The sequence below is a fragment of the Halobacillus litoralis genome (assembly GCF_009856415.1).
GTDB classification, from domain to species: domain Bacteria; phylum Bacillota; class Bacilli; order Bacillales; family Halobacillaceae; genus Halobacillus; species Halobacillus litoralis_C.
On the sequence record NZ_WMEZ01000001.1, the window covers coordinates 380287 to 398759 of the forward strand.

The window sequence follows — 18473 nt, forward strand, 5'->3', positions numbered from 1 at the left end:
TCAAGAGAGACTCACCGGGTTATTTTATTTGCTTCTTACAGAAGAGCGTTTCACAAACTCTGTGGAAAGATCAAACGACTGATCAACCTGCTCTCCTGCGAGCATTTGAAAAATGGTATGGACCGCTAAAGCTCCTGCTTCATACTTCGGTTGCTTGACGGTCGTCAATGGTGGGTTTACATACTCAGATAACTGGATGTCATCAAATCCGACGATAGAAACGTCATCCGGAATGGATATCCCTTTTTCTGAGAACGCCTGAAGGCCGCCGATTGCCATTTCATCATTGGCATAAAACAGCGCATCTGGCAGTTGCTGCTGGGCAATGAGCATTTTAGTTGCCCGGTATCCGCCATCACGAGTGAAATTCCCACTTATTTTAAAGCGGGATTGGAACGTGATCCCATGGTCTTTCAAGGCATCTGAAAAGCCTTTGAACCGTTCCTCATTGTCATGGGAATCGTGGGGACCGCTGATATACCCGATCGTTCGGTGACCATTTTCAATCAAATGTTCCGTGGCTTGATAGGCGCCATGGCGGTTATCGACTTTCACATGGATCGCAAAAGGATTTTGGACTTCACGATCCAGCACGATGATCGGGAAGTCTTCACGTGCAGACTCCTCAATCAACTGGGTGCTGACATTATTCGCAAGGATGATCGCTCCGTCCACTCGTTTCTCCCGCAGGAATTTCGTAGCGGTTGAACGATCGCCACCCAAGGAACTGCACGCGATCAAATCATACTGATGACTTGCTGTCACTTCCTGGACACCTTTGATCAATTCAGAAAAGTAAGGCCCTGACATATCACTCAATATCAAGGCAATGGTATTTGTTTTGGTCCGCTTCAGGTCGGAAGCGAACCCGTTCTTCTGATAATTCAACTCTCTAGCGGCTTTAAGCACTTTTTCAATCGTAGATGCACTCACTTTTTGATTGCCATTCAACGCATAGGAAGCTGTCGAAAGCGCAACCCCTGCTCGCTTAGCCACATCTTTAATTGTAGCCATTTTAAATCCTCCACCTGTCTATTCATATACTTAATTATAACAGTTTTTACAAGAAAACCGGCTTATTTGATTCCTGACATCGTAAAACCTTCGACAATGTATTTCTGGAAAAAAGAGAAGATAATGATAATCGGTACGACCATGAAAGCAGCCCCTGCCATTTGAAGAGCAAAATTATTTGCATACTGTCCCTGGAGTAGGGAAAGTCCGACGGATAAGGTGTAAAGGCTCTCATCGTTGGCGATAATCAATGGCCAGAGGAAGCTGTTCCACCCCGCGATGAAGGTCAGAATCCCCTGCACCGCAAAAATAGGTTTTGCAATCGGCATGACCAACCTGAAAAAGATATAAAATTCTCCAGCTCCATCCAGCCTTGCCGCTTCAATTAAATCATCGGGGATCGTCGTCATAAACTGACGGAATAAAAAGATGCTGAAGGCAACAGCTAAACCTGGTAAGATAATTCCAGTCATCGTATTTGTAAGACCCATAGCATTCAACAAAAGATACACAGGGATCATGGTTACTTGACCAGGGATCATCATTGTAGCTAATACGATATAAAAAACCTTATCCCGGCCTTTGAAATTATATTTAGCGAAGCCATAGCCTGCCATCGCATTGAACAATAATCCGAGGAAAGAGAAGAGCACAATGACGAGCGTATTCCTCAGGTACACGGCAAAATTCATATTGGTGAACAGGTTGATATAATTATCAAGTGTCGGGTTATCAGGGATGATGGTTGGCGGGATGGACAAGACTTCACTTTCAGGCTTGAAGGAGCTTGAGATCATCCATATGAATGGAATCGAAACGAGAACTCCTCCCGCTACCATAATAAAGATGACAAGCGCTTGTTCCCACTTGTTTTTCTTAGTCGCTAGTGCCATAACTTCTGGAACTCCCTTCTATTAATATTCCGTATCTGATTTTCTGAACTTGAATTGGATCATCGTTACAATGATGATCATGGCGAAAAGCACAAAGGAGGCAGCGGCCGCATAGCCGAATTCACTGAATTGGAAACCTTCTTTGTAAATGAAGAGAGCAATGGAAATCGTTCCATCCAAAGGTCCGCCATCGGTCATGACGAATGGCTCTTCGAAAAATTGCATCCATCCGATCAGAGTGGTAACGGTCACGAAGAAAGTGGCGTATCGCAACAAGGGGAGCGTCACATTAAAAAGCACCTGCAAGCGGTTCGCTCCATCCATTTCGGCTGCTTCATAATACGATTTCGGAATTCCCTGCAAAGCTGCGAGGAATATGATCATATTGATCCCGATCCCTTTCCAAACCGCTAATATAATCAGTGAGATTTTAGCGATGGTCGGCTCTTGCAGCCAAGGAACGTTTTCAACCGTAAGTAAAGAAAGTAAATAATTAAACAAGCCGTACTCTGTATTGTATAAATAACCCCAAATAACAGCGACAGCGATAATATTTGTGATGGAAGGCATATAATAAACGGCCCGGAACATCGTGAAAAGTTTGCTTGTCCCGTAATTGAGCAATAAAGCAATGGACAAAGAACAGATGATGACTAATGGAACACCGATGATTACATAAAAGATGGTGTTGAAAATGGACTTGATAAATTTATCGTCAGCGAATAGAGATTGGTAATTTTCCAGGCCGACAAATGAAACAGATGACCAATCGGCCAGGCCTTTCAAATTCATATCTGTGAAGCTGATAAAAAAAGCAATAAGGATCGGAATCAAACTGAATAATGATAACAATAGAACAGCTGGAGATATGAACATATAAGGGTGTCTATTTTTTAATTTCATGAAAACCCACCTATCTTGTCGTGACATGGATAAAAGAAGATGGAATGGGGTTCCATTCCATCATTCCATGTTGTGTTTTATTCTTCGATCAAGCTTTGAGCTTCCTGATTGAACTCCTCAAGCTCTTTTTCTACGTCAGCGCCACCTACGGTAATGCGTTCGATATGAGCCAGTAGTTCTTGTGCAATTCTTTCAAACTGTTCGGTCTGCAAACCAGGCTTCGTATTCTCTAGCTGTTCCCCGAATATTGCATACATCGGATTTTCCTGCATCACTGGATCTTCCCACGCTTCCGTACGGGAAGGGAGGGTGTTGGACTCTTCCAACCAGCTCAACTGTGTATCCACATCCGTCATATAGGAAATGAACTTCAATGCGCCTTCCACGTTATCGGAGCTTTCAAAAATGGATAGATTAGCACCACCCATGCTGGACGTATTCGTTTCTTTGGTCGGCATGACAGCTGTCGACCATTTTCCTTCAAGGTCCGGAGCTTGGTCATTGATGATATTGATCATCCAAGGGCCACTGAAGAACATCGGTTTAGAGCCATCCTTGAAAGCTTCCACGATGTCTTTTCCTTCCTGCTTCTGACTGATTCCCTCTTCAAAATAACTCGTATAATACTTGATCGCTTCTTTGAATTCCGGAGAATCAAAATTCAAATCTCCTTCCTCAAGGTTCGCTTCATAACCATTCTGCCACGCGAAAATGAATGGAGTGATCTGATCATTTCGATCGATGTCAAGACCATAGGAATCTTCGCCACGGTCCGCTAACGTTTGAGCCGCATCCTTCAGCTCGTCCCACGTTTTCGGTGCTTCTTCATAACCCGCTTCTTTCAAGATATCCTTCCGGTAGTAAATGACCCGTGTATCGGCATACCAAGGAATCCCTACGACCTGGTCGTCATGTTCCATCGTCGTTACAGAACCATCGAAGTAATTTTCTTTTGCAAAATTAGGGTAGTCTTCCATGTATTCAGATAAGTCTAGTAGAGCTCCTGCTTCTGCGAATTCCGGTACCCAGGTTGTACCCAGCTGAACGACATCGGGTCCATTTCCTGAGGCAACCGCTGTCAACAATTTGTCATGGGCTGTATCCCACGGAATAGCTTGCACATCGACCGTCAAACCTTCGTTCTTTTCTTCGAAATCTTTACTGAACTCTTTCAGTTTTTTTCCTTCTTCACCCATCGCCCACACGGTTACGGTGTTTTCATCCCCTTCGGAGGATGAACTATCCGAGCATCCTGCCAATATCAACGATGTCAAAACAACTGCGATAAACAACCATAGTTTTCCTTTCACTTAAAGCACCCCTTTTAAATAATTTAAGTTTATTGAAACGTTTCGATAACTGTATTATAATTTACTTTGTATCCGCTTTCAACTACTTCTTTGATTTTTCTAATAAAAATAATATGACCTTGTTTAATGCTGATATAAAGAGGTTGACGGAATGAGTTGGCGGGATTATACTTCAATTACATTTATTCGAAACGTTTCACTAATCACTCAATTGAGGGGGATCATTCATGGGAGAACAACAATTGGAAAACTTATTGAATCAAATGACATTAGAAGAAAAAGTAGGGCAGCTCGTACAATTGGCCACACCTTTCTTTAAGGGGGCTTCAGATCGAGGGGAAATTACGGGCCCGATGGTTCATATGAACATAGATGAGGAAGATATCAAACGTACAGGTTCGGTACTAGGAGCTTCAGGAGCGAAAGAAACGATCAATATTCAAAAGGTTCATATGGAAGAGAGCCGGTTAGGGATTCCGTTATTATTCATGTCGGACATCGTTCATGGGTTCAAGACCATCTTTCCTGTACCCTTAGCGATCGGCTGCTCCTGGAATATGGAGCTGGCTGAAAAGAGTGCTTCCATTGCAGCTAGAGAAGCGGCTGTCGCCGGCGTCCATGTCACATTCGCTCCGATGGTCGATTTATCGCGGGAACCGAGGTGGGGGCGTGTCATGGAAAGCACCGGGGAGGACACCTTCCTGAACAGCCAGTTCGCCCGATCGTTCGTCCGGGGTTTTCAAGGAGATTTGGAAAATGATCTTCATAAAGTAGCTTCATGTGTCAAACACTTCGCTGCCTATGGGGCGCCGGAGGGCGGTCGTGATTACAATACCGTCGATATGTCCGAATGGCAGCTGCGCGAAAACTACCTTCCCGCCTATAAGGCTGCGTTAGATGAAGGTGCTCAGATGGTGATGACAGCCTTCAACATCTTAAATGGCATGCCATCGACAGGAAATGAACCGTTAATGAGGGGACTTCTCCGGGATGAATGGAACTTTGATGGTGTGCTCATCTCTGATTGGGGAGCGGTGAAGGAATTGATCCCTCACGGCGTCGCAGAGAATGAAAAAAAGGCCGCAGAAAAAGCGATGAAAGCAGGCGTTGATGTCGAAATGATGACGTCCTGTTACGTCAATCATGTAGAAGAACTAATCGAGGAGGGGACATTGGAAGAAAGCATCCTCGATGAAGCTGTGCTGCGCATCCTGCAATTGAAACAGAAACTCGGATTGTTCGATAATCCTTACCGGGGAGCGAGTGAACAAGAGGAAGAAACCTATATCCTCTCCGCTGAAAACAGAAAAGCTTCCCGTGAACTGGCCTCCAAATCGATGGTGCTCCTGAAAAACGAAGGGACTCTGCCACTTCAGCAGGATCAGAAAGTCGCATTGATCGGTCCGTTTGCCGACAATACCGATATCCTCGGGCCGTGGTCATGGGGAGGTTCAGCCGATGATACCATTACCGTTGCTGCCGGCCTCTCCCAATACTTAAATGAAAATCAGCTCCTAACATCAGCCGGATGCGGCATTGAAACGGGAACAGACGAACAAATGCAAGCCGCATTGCAAAAAGCAGAACAGGCGGAATCCATCGTTGTAGCGCTCGGGGAACATTCCGATATGAGCGGGGAGGCTGGGTGCCGCGCAGACATCCGGATTCCTGAGGTCCAGTTAGAGCTTTTGAAAAAAATCAAATCCTTAGGTAAACCTGTCACAGCCGTCCTTTTCAATGGTCGTCCCCTTGATCTACGCGAAGTCATCGAGAACGCCGATGCCGTCATTGAAGCGTGGTATCCAGGAACCGAAGGTGGGAACGCGCTCGCAGATCTCCTGTTCGGAGAAGTGAACCCTTCGGCTAAATTGACGATGTCGATGCCTTATTCCGTCGGACAAGTGCCGATCTACTACAACCGTTACAATACAGGCCGTCCTAAAGGCGCGCCAGATGCGCAGGAGCGCTATGTCTCTCAATATCTCGATATCCCGAACGAACCATTATTTCCATTCGGCTTCGGAATGAGCTACAGCCGATTTATATATGACGAACTTACGATCTCCTCGAAGCGGATCCTACAGGACGAATCACTTACAGTCTCAATTCAAGTGACCAATACAGGCGACTATGCGGGAGAAGAAATCGTTCAGTTATATGTAAGAGACCTAGTTGGAGAAGTGGTCCGCCCGCTGAAGGAGCTAAAGGATTTCGAAAAAGTTTATCTCCATCCTGGTGAGCAGAAGGTCGTCCATTTCACTCTTACAGAAGAGCAGCTCAGGTATTATCATGCAAATATGGAACATAAGAGTGATGCCGGGGAGTTTGAAGTTTTCGTAGGGCCGAACAGCCGTGATGTTAAAAGTTCGAGCTTTTCGCTTGAGCTAAAATAATACCAATTAAAATTCACACGGATCTTTTCCGTGTGGATTTTTTGCTTAATTTAAATGCATGTTTGAATCTCAGTAGGAAAAGGTTTCCACATAATAAATAAAGGAAGATCAAAACTCTCATTTAGAGTTTTCACTTCCATATTTTTATAGAATAGATCGAATATCAGTTAAGAAATCAGGGTATTTTGTAAGATTTTGTCGAATAAGTACAGGTAATATCTTGAAATTATTTTTATTTTCAAAATATTGTTGAAATTACAAACAACTCTATGTATAATTCAGTCTAAGAAAGCGTTTCCATATAAAGTTTTAAGGGTAATGAAGTCAATTTGTGGAAACGTTTTTATGTTTAAGTCTTTTGGGAAAATCGTGAGAGGGGGTGAATCTTAAAAAGGAGGTTTAACTATTCGCTTTTAAAAAAGAGGAGGGACATAACGAATCATGATGAAAAAGAATTCCAGTTTCATTGTTGCGATGATTCCCGCCGGTATTGCACTGAACTGGGTGGCGAACTCGATTGTAGAAATGCTCAAGCTGCCATTGTTTCTGAATAATATCGGTACCGTACTTAATGCCATCGTCTTAGGCCCGCTATGGGGTGCTGCGACCGCTTTGATGACCAACGTAATTTTAGCTCTTATTGTTCGTTGGACGTACTTACCTTTTGCTCTTGTCGGAATATTTGTCGCTTTCTTGGCTTACTTCTTCTATAAAAAAGGATGGTTTAAGAAAGCTTGGAAAGTCATGACAGCAGGTGCTGTTACGGGGATCTTAGCATCAGCAGTCGCCACTGTCATATCGGTTTATGCTTTTGGTGGATTTTCAGGACATACCGTGGATGTATTGACCGCAGGGTTGATCGCTTCCGGGCAGGAAATATTCAATGCTGCATTTGTTGCGAACATCCCAGGAACAGTCGCTGACAAATTGTTGACGTTCTACATCGTCTGGATGATTCTTAAAATCTTCCCAGTCCGTTTCCTTCCAAATGCCAAAGACATAAGAGAAAAAATCGGAATTGCTCCGAAGAATAGTACAAGCAAAAAGAAAACGGCATAAAAAAGAACATCAATACAACAAAATTTGGGAAATCGCGTTGTATGATGCTCCAATTACTTACTTGTAAGGATATAGAAAAAGAGAGCAGAAATCAAAAGTTATGACTTGGTTGAATGTGCGGAAAAGGATCGAATACCTGTGGTAGCCTATTGGGTCCTTTTCCAACTATATGAGGAGGGTGCCGATGAATTTGCGCAGAGATGCTTTGGAGCTCCATCAAAAATATCGCGGGAAACTTAGTGTGGAAGTGAAAGTGCCAGTGGAAAGTAAGGAAGACTTGAGCTTAGTCTATTCTCCTGGAGTCGCAGAACCTTGTAAGGAAATCCATGAGAATGAAGAAGCCATCTACGATTATACGATGAGAGGAAATCTAGTTGGCGTTGTCACAAATGGAACCGCGGTTTTGGGGCTTGGTGACATAGGGGCCGGTGCTTCCTACCCTGTGATGGAAGGCAAAGCGGCACTATTTAAGCTATTTGCTGAGGTCGATGCCTTTCCGATTTGTATCGACCGTAAAGATCCTGATGCATTCATCGATGCTGTGAAGGCGTTAGAAACGACCTTTGGAGGAATCAACCTCGAAGATATTTCCGCGCCGAACTGCTTCTATATTGAAGAAAAGTTGAAAGAGGCTCTTGATATCCCTGTTTTTCATGATGACCAGCATGGAACGGCCATTGTTACTGCGGCCGGTTTGATCAATGCTCTGAAAGTTGTTCAGAAGAAATTAGAGCATGTGAAAGTCGTCATCAATGGAGCTGGAGCAGCAGGTATAGCCGTGGTCAAGCTGCTCGTCAATATGGGAGTCGGGGAGGTCATCCTCTGTGACTCGAGAGGTGCGATCTACGAAGGGCGTCATTACCGGATGAATCCTCTGAAAGAAGAGGTCGCTGCCCTGACTAATGAAACAAGGGTGAGTGGAGAGTTGTCAGATGTACTGAAAGAGGCCGATGTCTTTATCGGCGTTTCTGTAGCAGGAGCTCTCACCAAGGAAATGGTCGCTTCGATGAATCGTGATCCTGTCATTTTCGCAATGGCAAACCCCATCCCGGAAATTATGCCTGAGGAAGCCGAAAAAGCGGGGGCCGCGGTGATGGGAACGGGTAGATCGGATTTCCCGAATCAAATCAACAATGTGCTGGCCTTTCCGGGCATTTTCAAAGGTGCCTTGGATGTTTCCGCAAAAGAAATCAATGAGGAGATGAAGGTTGCAGCTGTTGAAGCCATTGCTTCATTGGTGGATGAGGAGCGATTGAGTAAGGATTATGTCATCCCCGCCCCCTTAGACGAACGTGTCGTTGATAGGGTGTCATGGGCTGTAGCGGATGCTGCCATCCAGAGCGGCGTAGCCAGAAAGACTAAAATAATGGATAAAGTGGAGGTTAGACGATGAAATTTATGCGTTTTACGATCCAAGGGGAGAAGAAAAAAGGGGTCCTTGAAGATGGCGAAGTGAAAGAAATTTCAGGGGAGGTCTTTAAAGCCTGGGGATATACAGGTGAAACCTATGCAACAGAAGAAATCGAGTGGCTGGCACCCTTAGAGCCGAACCAAGTGATCGGGATCGGAGCGAATTATGTAGCTGAGGTGGACGACCTGACGGAAAAAGGGCCTGATATGCCGGTATTCTTCTTCAAACCGAACAGCTCTGTCGTTGGTCCCTCAGACGCTATTCAAGTCCCTGAAACCATTGATGAAGTGAAGTTTGAATCAGAGCTGGCGGTTGTGATCGGGAAAGAAGCCAGTGGACTGAAAGAAGAGGAAGTGCAGAATCATATTTTCGGTTATACCATTGGGAATGATGTAACGGCTCCTCAATATTTCCATGAAAACGGTCATTGGACGCTGGGGAAATCCTTCGATACGTTTACGCCTCTCGGACCTGTTGTAGAAACAGAGTTTGACCATAAAACGGCCGTTGTAGAAGCTGTACATAACGGCGAGAGAAAGCAGAGCAGTTCGACAAATTTAATGATCGTCACCATCGAGCGGATGATTTCGTATTTGAGTCATGTGATGACACTACAACCTGGGGATGTCATTCTGACAGGGAGTCCGGTTGGAGCGGAGTTTTTGAAAGAGAAAGATGAAATCGAATGCCACATTGATGGGATCGGCTCTCTTAAGAACCTGGTATGTAAAGCAAAGCAGAAGACAACGGTTTCCTGAGTCTCTTTTTATCCGTTTATAAAAACGTTTCCACATCTTAACAAAGGCATTCACTGGAAAATGTAAAAATAAATATCTTTATTTTCTGAAAATTATTGAAATAATCGCTTCCTTTCCCGTATAATAGACACAAATAGAAAGCGTTTGCATGCGACTCCGTAAGGGATGAAAGCTGATTTTTTATCCCTTCGCATAAAAACGTTTCCATAATGATAGGAAGTGGTGGCAATGACTACGATCAAAGATGTAGCCAAGGCGGCGAATGTATCCATCTCCACGGTTTCGAGAGTATTGAATAATAGTGGGTACTGCAGCGTAAGCACGAGAGAAAAAGTGTACAAAGCGGTAGAAGAACTCAAGTTTCAAAAGAGCATGGTCGCAACGGCCATGATTAAGAAAAAAACCTCGACCCTCGGGTTGATCATTCCGGATATTAAAAACATCTTTTATGGAGAATTGACCCGGGCCATCGAGGATCAGGCTCATCAACATGGCTTTAACGTGATCTTATGTAATACGGACAATGATTTGGATAAAGAAGCAGAATACCTGAGTTTCCTGTTGAGAAAAGGCATTGACGGCATTATTTTTTCTACCCCTGAAATGAATGATCGGAACATCAGAGAAGTGATGAAGAATCGCCCTGATCTTCCTATGATTTTGTTAGGAAGCCAAGTGGAAAACGTGAAGCTGGATGAAGTCCTCGTCGATAACTTTGAAGGTGGCTATCAAGCGACCCAGCACCTTTTGGAATATGGGCATGAGAGGATCGGCTATATCGGTGGCCAGGAAGATTCGTATGCCACAGTCGAAAGGTATAAAGGGTATTCCAAGGCACTCGAAGATCATGGTCTTCAGCCCACCGATCATTATGTGCGGTTGGATGAATTCAAAATCCATAGTGGGTACCAACAAGGGAAGGAATTGCTAGCTCTTCCTGACCGGCCCACAGCCATCTTCGCCGGAAACGATGCGATTGCAGTCGGGATTTATAAGGCCGCAAGGGAGCTGAACATATCAATTCCGGAAGAACTTTCGGTCATCGGTTTTGATGATTCTCAATTCGCGGAAATTGTGGCTCCTGAATTGACGACGATCCGCACCCCGACAGCGGATATGGGAGAGAAGACTGTGGAATTGATTGTCCAAATCATAAAGGAAGACAAGAATTTCAAGGAAACGATCACTTTTCAGCCGACGCTGATCGAAAGGGGATCCACAACCGTCGTCGATGAGAACGACCTCGTACAGAAATACCCATCCTAACTATACGAAGGAGGAAAAAGCTTGAATAGTTTGTACTTGCCCAAAGATAGCTTGATTCATAGCTTGGACCCAAGGACGAAGATGATTTTTGTAGCATTTGTCGTTGCCAGTTCATTTATCATGAATGACCCGGCCCTCCAGCTCTTATTGTTGGTTTCACTTTTCCCGCTCGTCGTCATAGCGAAACTCGTTAAGCCCTATTTGATTTCCATTCAATTCTTGCTGCTTTTTGCCGTCCTGATCATGACTGTTCATGGAATCTATAATCCGATCGGCGTCACACCAGTATTTGAAATTTTTGGTGGCTTGACTTTCAAGTATGAGTCGATGGTTTATGCGTCTGTCATGTCTTTCAGAATTCTCGTTATCGGTACAGGTGCTGTTCTCTTCGTCATGACGACCCACCCATCTGACATGGCGTCAGCCCTTGTGAAATGGAAAGTCCCTCATTCTTTTGCGTTTATCTTATTATCCACCTTCCAGATCATCCCGATCATCGCCCGTGAAGCGAAAATCGTCATGGAAGCCCAACAGGCGAGGTGTCTGGATGTGAAAGGAAACATTATTCAACGTGTGAAGAATCTCGTCCCCATGTTTGCTCCATTGTTCATCATTACATTTATGAAAGTGCACCAACTCTCTTACGTTCTTGAATGCCGAGCCTTTAGTAGAAAAGGAAACAAAACAAGCCTCCGCGAGACGAATATCGGATCCCTTGATTATTCTTTCCTCCTCGGGATGCTTGCTGTCCTTGTCTTTGAAATCTACTTGAAGTTGTTCATGATGGGATCCTTTCAGTGGACAACCGACGCTCTATTAACCTACTCCCTTATTGGAACCTGGGTCGTATGCGGCTTTATGCTCGTTAAGTTCCTGGTCAAACGATTTCAAGGGAAATTCGGAGGTGTGAACTGATGTCTGAACAAGCGATTGAAGTGAAAAATCTCACATTTGAATATCCGGATACAGAAGAACCGGTTTTGAAAAACATCAACTTTACCATCGACTATGGGGAGATCCTCGGCATCATCGGTCCAACAGGGGCCGGTAAATCGACTTTAGCCATGTGTGTGAATGGCCTTGTGCCCCAGGTGATCCAGGGAGAGATCGAAGGGGAGATCTATGTCAAAGGCATGAATGTCCACGAAAGTGATGTGGCGGCGATGTCAGAACATGTCGGCTTTGTCTTTCAGGAACCTGAGAATCAATTGAGCCAGATGACGATTGAAGAAGAAATCGCTTTTGGAATGGGGAATCTAGGTGTTCCGCGTGATGAAATGCTTGTGCGGATCAAAGATGCCCTCTCCCAAGTCGGTCTGGAAGGTTTCGAAGAGCGTAGCCCGCTTGCCTTATCCGGTGGACAGCAGCAGCGTCTAGCCATCGCCGCCGTGCTTGCGATGAGACCGACCATCATGATCATGGACGAGCCGACATCGATGCTTGATCCAAAAGGAAAGAATGAAGTCTATGATGTGTTGAAAAACTTGAAAGCCTATGGAATGACAGGCATCATCATTGACCACGAGGTAGAGAGAATCGCCGCGTATTGTGATAAGGTCTTAGTTTTGGATGAAGGGGAAGTCAAAATGTTCGGCACGACGGAAGAAGTGTTTACAGAAATCGATCGTCTGCATGAATTGACCCTGCACGCCCCGCAAGTGACCGAATTTTTATCACAGTATAACCGGACGTTCCATAAGAATGCCGCGCTTGCGACAACCATTGAAAAAGCTGTTCGATCTTATGAAAGCGCAAACAAATAATTGTTTGAGGGGGCAGAAGCGATGCAACCATACATGTCTGTGAAAAATGTCTCTCATGTTTATCCCAACGGAGTGACCGCGATTAAAGATATCAACCTCGATATCTATGAAGGAGAAGTCGTCGCGATCCTTGGCAGTAATGGCTCTGGGAAAACGACGCTCGTGAAGCACTTCAACGGGCTGTTGACGCCTACGAAAGGTGAAATTACCGTAGGTGGGTTGAATACGAAAAAGGAGAAAATATCGAAGCTCTCAAGCTTAGTCGGATATGTGTTCCAGAATCCGAATCACCAGACGTTTCTTCCTTCTGTGAGAAAAGAGCTGGAATATGGCTGTACCAATTTGAAAATGTCTGAAAGTGAGATCGAGGAAAGGGTCAACAAAGCCATTGAGCTGTTTGAACTGGAGGACAGGCTCGATGATAATCCCTTTGATTTGAATTCCAGTCAGCGGAAAGAAGTAGCGATGGCATCCATCATGGCGGTATCCCCTAGAGTGATCGTCCTGGATGAACCGACGACGGGTCAGGATCATAAAGGTTGTAAACGTGTCCTCGATTTAGTGAGGATGTTCAAAGAGCATGGCCACATCGTCGTTTTGATTACCCACGATATGCACCTTATCGGTGAATTGAATTGCCGAACCGTCGTCATGAACCAGAGCAAAAAGATTGCGGATGACCAGGCGGATGTCGTTTTTTCCCACAAAGGCGTGATGGAAGAGGCGGGCCTGCAGCCACCACAAATTACAAGCTTCGCCAACCAATTATCAAATCTGGATGCAAATAAAACCTATTTAACCATCGATTCTATCCTTTCATGGATCAAAGAAAACAAACCAAACGAAGAGAAAAAAGAGGAGGCTGTTCAAATTGGCTCAGGATCTTAAATGGAAAGCAAAAGCAAATCGACCAGAATCAGCGGATCAATCACAATATCACATTCGGTGCCGTCCCGGTGATGTAGAGAAATATGTCTTGCTGCCCGGAGACCCGGAACGTGTCGGACAGATGGCTCAGCTTTGGGATGAAAAAGAACATATCGCGACTTACCGTGAACACGTTACATACACGGGGAAAGTCGGAGGCGTAGGAATCTCCGCCTGCTCGACGGGAGCGGGTGGACCGTCAACGGCCAGTGCCTTGGAAGAGCTTGCTGAAGTAGGGGCGGAAACCTTCCTTCGTGTCGGAACATGTGGGGCGATGCAGGAGGAGATCGCACCAGGAGACTTGATCATCTGTGCCGGTGCTGTCCGCTATGATGGGACGAGCGATCAATATGTCGATCAGAAGTTCCCGGCGATTGCCAACCAGGAAGTCGTGATGGCGACAATCGAGGCCGCTGAACGATTAGGCGTAACTTATCATGTGGGCATCGGCTACACAGCCGCTTCCTTCTTCTGTGGCCAAGGACGCCCAGGGTACAACAATTATAATCAAAGCTGGATGCACACGATCATGGATGATATGCAGCGGGCCGGTGTTCTGAACTTTGAAATGGAAGCCGCAACGGTTCTGACCTTGAGCAGTTTGTTCAATTTGAGGGCGGGAGCTATTTTCACAGCGGTCGCCAACAGAGTGAAAGATGAATTCGAATATAAGGGAGAAGGCGTGGAACAATCGATCGCAGTGGCGACAGAAGCGATCAAAATCCTGAGCCACTGGGATCAGTTGAAGAAAGATTCAGGCAAGCCTTACTTTTACCCATCGTTATTAACGCAACAATCCAAAATTGAAGGAGGAAGTGTTTTATGAAAATCGGAATCGTCGGAGGCACAGGCTTTTACAATTTAGTTGATGGCATGAAGGAAGTGCAGGTTTCTACAGAATACGGAGATGTCGTTGTTTATGAAGGGGAGCATGCAGGAAAAGAAATCTATTTCCTTCCGAGGCACGGGAAATCTCATGACAGCCTTGCCCACCAAATCAATTACCGGGCAAACATGATGGCCTTGAAACAGCTCGGTACAGACCACGTGCTTGCGATGTGTGCGGTCGGTTCTTTGAATCCTGACATCCCGGTCGGGGCGCTTGCCCTCCTGGATCAATTTATGGACGTCACGACGAAACGTGTTTCGACTTATGATAAATACTCCGTGGAAATCACGCAGCCGTACTGTCCGGATTTGAATGCGACATTCTTAGAGGCTGCCAAGGAGCTTGACATGGAAATCACACCAAAAGCGAACTACATCTGTGTGGACGGTCCCCGTTATGAAACGGCATTGGAAATCAACATCTACAAGCAGTGGGGGATGGATGTTGTCGGCATGACGAATGCGACAGAAGCGATTCTGGCAAGAGAACTCGGCATCGCCTATGCGGTCGTTACGATGTCGACAGACCTCGCGGCAGGAACGACGGACGTTCCACCGGATCTTGATACACATAAAAATGTCGTCATTGAGAACCAGGAAAAAATCAGAGACCTTTTCCTGAAGACGATTGAACTGGCGACCGATGACAAACCATCGATCGCGCATGAAGCTTATGCGAGAGCGTTGAAGGCACGTGAAGCAAAACTTGAAAAGTTAGAAGCGACGCAGGCGTAAAATGAGCCTTGTCATCAGACAGGCGGAATGGATCGACAAGGAAGGTGCAGTGAAGAGGGGAGACATTCTGATCAACGAAGGGAAAATTGAAAAGATTTTCCCTTCTGGATCTTATCTCGGCAGCCCTGACACCCGGGAGATCGATGCCAGCGGGCAGTTAATCATCCCTGGTATGACGAATGCGCATTATCACTCGTATTCCAACCTGCTCAAAGGTACAGAAACCGACCTTCCTTTAGAGCTATGGTCGTTATATACCGTGGCTTACGGCCATTCCTTAACAGATGAAGATATCTATCTGGCCGTCTTGCTGGGAGCAGCAGAAATGATCCGAAGTGGGGTGACTTCCTGTTTGGACCACTTCCCGCACATTCCGAAATCGGAAAGCGCATTGGGAGCCTATCTGGAATCAGGGATGCAGGTATCCTTCGCTCCGATGATTCACGATGTGCCGGATCATCACTTTCTTCAATTGGATTTACCTGATGATCTAAGAAGGATACTGGAAGCCCCGCGCCGATCGTCAGCGGAAATGAATGACTTTTACAGCGGATTGATCGAGAAGTGGCATGGAAAAGAGGGACGGATCCAGCTGACGGTCGGTCCGAATGCCCCGCAAAGGTGTACCGCTGAAGCGTTGGAATTGTGTGATCATCTCAGCAGGACCTATGACATCCCTATCCATACCCATCTCTTGGAAACGAAAATCCAAAGAGATTACGGAAGGCGCCATTATGGGGACGGCGGCGTGCTTAAACACTTGGATCAGGCCGGCATTCTCGATGAGCGCCTCACCGCCGCCCATGCGATCTGGGTTGATGAATGGGAAATGGATCTCCTCAAGGACCGAGGCGTATCAATCGTTCATAACCCGGCAAGTAACATGATTTTGGGCAGTGGACAAGCGCCGGTCTTTGATTATTTACAAAAAGGTTTCCCTGTTGGATTAGGCACCGATGCTTCCAATTGCGGAACGACGCACAGTCCCTTTGAAACGATGAAACTGGCAGCCATGATGTCAAGAATAGGCGAGAGGGATCCAGGAAAATGGCTGAATGCTTCACAAGTTTTTAACATGGCCACTGGGCAAGGGGCCCGTGTCTTAGGAAATGAAAATCGAAAAGGTGAGATCGCAGAAGGTTTTGACGCCGATCTTGTTTTCCTTAATAAAAACACGACCACATGGGCGAGTACTCACGATGCCGTCACCCAGCTGGTCTTCCATGAAAACGGTTCTTCCGTCGATTCCGTCATGATCCAGGGAGAATGGGTAATGAAGAATAACCAGATCACCTCATTTGATGAGAAACAAGTGATTCAGCGGGTGCAGGAACGAGCAGAAACGCTTCTTGAAAACAGTGCAGAAGCTGTTGCATTCGCGGACAGACTTAGGGTCCATGTGGAAAGGTTTTATCATCACTTTTATAACGGGAGGAATGAAAGATGAGTTATGAATTATTGAAAAAAGAACTGCAGCATGTATCCCATAAGGTTTATCAAAAAGGGTTCACCCAGGCGACAGGTGGAAACATCAGTGTGAGAATTCCAGGGACAGACTATGTGCTGATTAAAAGAAGCGGGGTCAGCCTCGGGGAAGTGAGCAGGGAAGATGCCCTCGTTGTCAATATGGACGGAGAGGTCATCGAAGGCCAAGGAAAGCCTTCGAAAGAAATCGGTTTTCACCTTGGTGTCTATAAAGTCCGCCCTGACGTCAACGCGGTCGTCCACTGCCATCCCAACTACGCGATTGGCTATGCCTGCTTAGGGGAAGAGCTTCCTCTTCCTACCGTGACGGCGAGAAAACTTCTCGGACATGTACCGGTGGCGGACGTCGCACCATCAGGGTCCAAGGAACTTGCGCAACATGTGACAGACGTTTTCACCCAGTACCCGGATATCAAAATCACGCTGATGAAGGATCATGGTGTCTGCTCCGTCGGGCCGACGCTCGAAGCGGCTTACAACGTCGTCGATCTTGCCGAAGCAACAGCCAAACAGGCGTTCATACTAACTCAATTACGTGCAGGTGTTCCGGTCACAAACTAATGGGGGGATTATCATGACGGATATTCAACAATTGGTGCAGCGTTATCAAGAAGAAAATCTCGCTCTTCCGATTTGGTTCGAAGAGGGGACCTTAAAAGTCATCGACCAGACAAAGCTGCCTTTTTCTGAAGAGATTATGACTTGTTCCACAGTCGAAGATTTAGGGGAAGCGATTCGTTCCATGCAAATCCGCGGTTCAGGTGCGATCGGCATCTGTGGGGCTTATGGCCTTTACTTAGCGGCCCTTGTCTCTAATGGCGATCCAGAAGCTGTTAAGGAAGCGGGGGTTTTGTTAAAAAGCACACGCCCGACAGCTGTGAACTTAATGAAGACGGTTGATGAAATGACGGCCGCCATCAAGGGGGCTGGGCAGGAGCTTATCGAGGTGATGGAAGCGAAGGCTGTAGAGATTCTGGAACGCCAACTTGCCTTTGAATATGAACTCGGGCGAAACGGAGCCGAGTTGATCGAAGACGGCGATACGGTTATGACCCACTGTCATTCCGGGGCCTTAGGTGGAGCCGGGTATGGAGGCCGGGCTTTATCTGTCATCCGTACGGCCCACGAGCAGGGGAAGAACATCCATGTGATCACTTGTGAAACACGTCCCTATTTGCAAGGCGCCCGCATTACGGCCTATGAACTGAAAAAATTCGGGATTCCACATACGCTGATCACGGATAATATGTCCGGGTTCTGTATGAGTACAGGGAGGATCGATAAGGTCGTTGTAGGCTCAGACCGTGTGTCGGCAAACGGGGATTTAGCCAATAAAGTAGGCACGTACATGCACGCACTGGCCGCTAAAGAACATCATATCCCGTTTTATACAGCCACCTCCAGTCATACGATTGATTTCGAAACACCGAGTGGAGCCGATATTGAGGTGGAAATGCGTGATGCCAGCGAAGTCACCCACCTGAAAGGTATCGCCATCGCCCCTGAAGGAACGGATGCCCTCTACCCGTCATTTGATATTACGCCGAATGCGTTGATCAGCGGGATCATTACTGAAAAAGGTGTAATCTCGGCCCCTTACTCAACGAACTTGAAGAAAGTGAATGCCGAGGCGGATAAAGTCTCTCAGTAAGTACAGGAAGGAGGAAC

General features: G+C 46.1%; 17 protein-coding genes. 13 read left to right on the forward strand and 4 right to left on the reverse strand.

Annotated elements, in window-relative coordinates; translation table 11 throughout:
- Positions 1–24 precede the first annotated feature (24 nt).
- The 4 genes from GLV98_RS02085 to GLV98_RS02100 form a co-directional block, all read right to left on the reverse strand.
- Entirely contained in the window at positions 25–1014 is a 990-nt protein-coding gene (locus GLV98_RS02085) for a LacI family DNA-binding transcriptional regulator (RefSeq protein WP_160911619.1), read from the reverse strand.
- A 62-nt stretch (positions 1015–1076) separates the two neighbouring features.
- Positions 1077–1907: a carbohydrate ABC transporter permease gene (locus GLV98_RS02090; protein ID WP_160911621.1), complete on the reverse strand. Its 831-nt coding sequence runs from the start codon at positions 1905–1907 to the stop codon at positions 1077–1079.
- A 21-nt stretch (positions 1908–1928) separates the two neighbouring features.
- Positions 1929–2810, reverse strand: coding sequence for a carbohydrate ABC transporter permease (locus GLV98_RS02095; RefSeq protein WP_237417019.1), 882 nt, complete (start codon positions 2808–2810; stop codon positions 1929–1931).
- 77 nt (positions 2811–2887) lie between these two features.
- Positions 2888–4120 (reverse strand): sugar ABC transporter substrate-binding protein, encoded by a 1233-nt coding sequence (locus tag GLV98_RS02100; protein ID WP_337193698.1) that lies wholly within the window; start codon positions 4118–4120, stop codon positions 2888–2890.
- 227 nt (positions 4121–4347) lie between these two features.
- Here GLV98_RS02100 and bglX point away from each other — a divergent pair, with 227 nt between their 5' ends.
- The 13 genes from bglX to mtnA all read left to right on the forward strand — a co-directional run bounded on the left by bglX (position 4348) and on the right by mtnA (position 18456).
- Positions 4348–6513 (forward strand): beta-glucosidase BglX, encoded by a 2166-nt coding sequence (bglX, locus tag GLV98_RS02105; protein WP_160911624.1) that lies wholly within the window; start codon positions 4348–4350, stop codon positions 6511–6513.
- A 441-nt stretch (positions 6514–6954) separates the two neighbouring features.
- Positions 6955–7572: an ECF transporter S component gene (locus tag GLV98_RS02110; protein WP_160911626.1), complete on the forward strand. Its 618-nt coding sequence runs from the start codon at positions 6955–6957 to the stop codon at positions 7570–7572.
- 184 nt (positions 7573–7756) lie between these two features.
- Complete coding sequence (locus GLV98_RS02115) at positions 7757–8965, forward strand: NAD(P)-dependent malic enzyme (RefSeq protein WP_160911628.1); 1209 nt, start codon at positions 7757–7759, stop codon at positions 8963–8965.
- Complete coding sequence (locus GLV98_RS02120) at positions 8962–9741, forward strand: fumarylacetoacetate hydrolase family protein (RefSeq protein WP_160911630.1); 780 nt, start codon at positions 8962–8964, stop codon at positions 9739–9741. Before GLV98_RS02115 ends, GLV98_RS02120 begins: the two co-directional genes overlap by 4 nt.
- A 228-nt stretch (positions 9742–9969) precedes the next feature.
- On the forward strand, positions 9970–11007 hold the full coding sequence (locus GLV98_RS02125; protein WP_160911632.1) for a LacI family DNA-binding transcriptional regulator: 1038 nt from the start codon (positions 9970–9972) through the stop codon (positions 11005–11007).
- Between the two features lie 21 nt (positions 11008–11028).
- Positions 11029–11922, forward strand: a complete 894-nt coding sequence (locus GLV98_RS02130; protein WP_160911634.1) for an energy-coupling factor transporter transmembrane component T family protein — start codon at positions 11029–11031, stop codon at positions 11920–11922.
- Positions 11922–12770, forward strand: coding sequence for an energy-coupling factor ABC transporter ATP-binding protein (locus GLV98_RS02135; RefSeq protein ID WP_160911637.1), 849 nt, complete (start codon positions 11922–11924; stop codon positions 12768–12770). The genes GLV98_RS02130 and GLV98_RS02135 overlap by 1 nt, the downstream gene beginning before the upstream one ends.
- Positions 12771–12791: 21 nt before the next feature.
- Positions 12792–13658, forward strand: a complete 867-nt coding sequence (locus tag GLV98_RS02140) for an energy-coupling factor ABC transporter ATP-binding protein (RefSeq protein ID WP_160911639.1) — start codon at positions 12792–12794, stop codon at positions 13656–13658.
- Positions 13642–14523 (forward strand): nucleoside phosphorylase, encoded by an 882-nt coding sequence (locus GLV98_RS02145; RefSeq protein WP_160911641.1) that lies wholly within the window; start codon positions 13642–13644, stop codon positions 14521–14523. The genes GLV98_RS02140 and GLV98_RS02145 overlap by 17 nt, the downstream gene beginning before the upstream one ends.
- Complete coding sequence (locus GLV98_RS02150; protein ID WP_160911644.1) at positions 14520–15320, forward strand: MTAP family purine nucleoside phosphorylase; 801 nt, start codon at positions 14520–14522, stop codon at positions 15318–15320. The genes GLV98_RS02145 and GLV98_RS02150 overlap by 4 nt, the downstream gene beginning before the upstream one ends.
- Position 15321: 1 nt before the next feature.
- Positions 15322–16767 carry an amidohydrolase family protein gene (locus GLV98_RS02155; RefSeq protein WP_160911646.1) on the forward strand — a complete coding sequence of 482 codons (1446 nt, stop codon included), beginning with the start codon at positions 15322–15324 and terminating at the stop codon, positions 16765–16767.
- A complete protein-coding gene (locus GLV98_RS02160) occupies positions 16764–17366 on the forward strand; it encodes a class II aldolase/adducin family protein (RefSeq protein WP_160911649.1) in 603 nt (200 codons plus the stop codon). The genes GLV98_RS02155 and GLV98_RS02160 overlap by 4 nt, the downstream gene beginning before the upstream one ends.
- A 13-nt stretch (positions 17367–17379) precedes the next feature.
- Positions 17380–18456, forward strand: a complete 1077-nt coding sequence (gene mtnA / locus GLV98_RS02165; protein WP_160911651.1) for an S-methyl-5-thioribose-1-phosphate isomerase — start codon at positions 17380–17382, stop codon at positions 18454–18456.
- Positions 18457–18473: the final 17 nt, after the last annotated feature.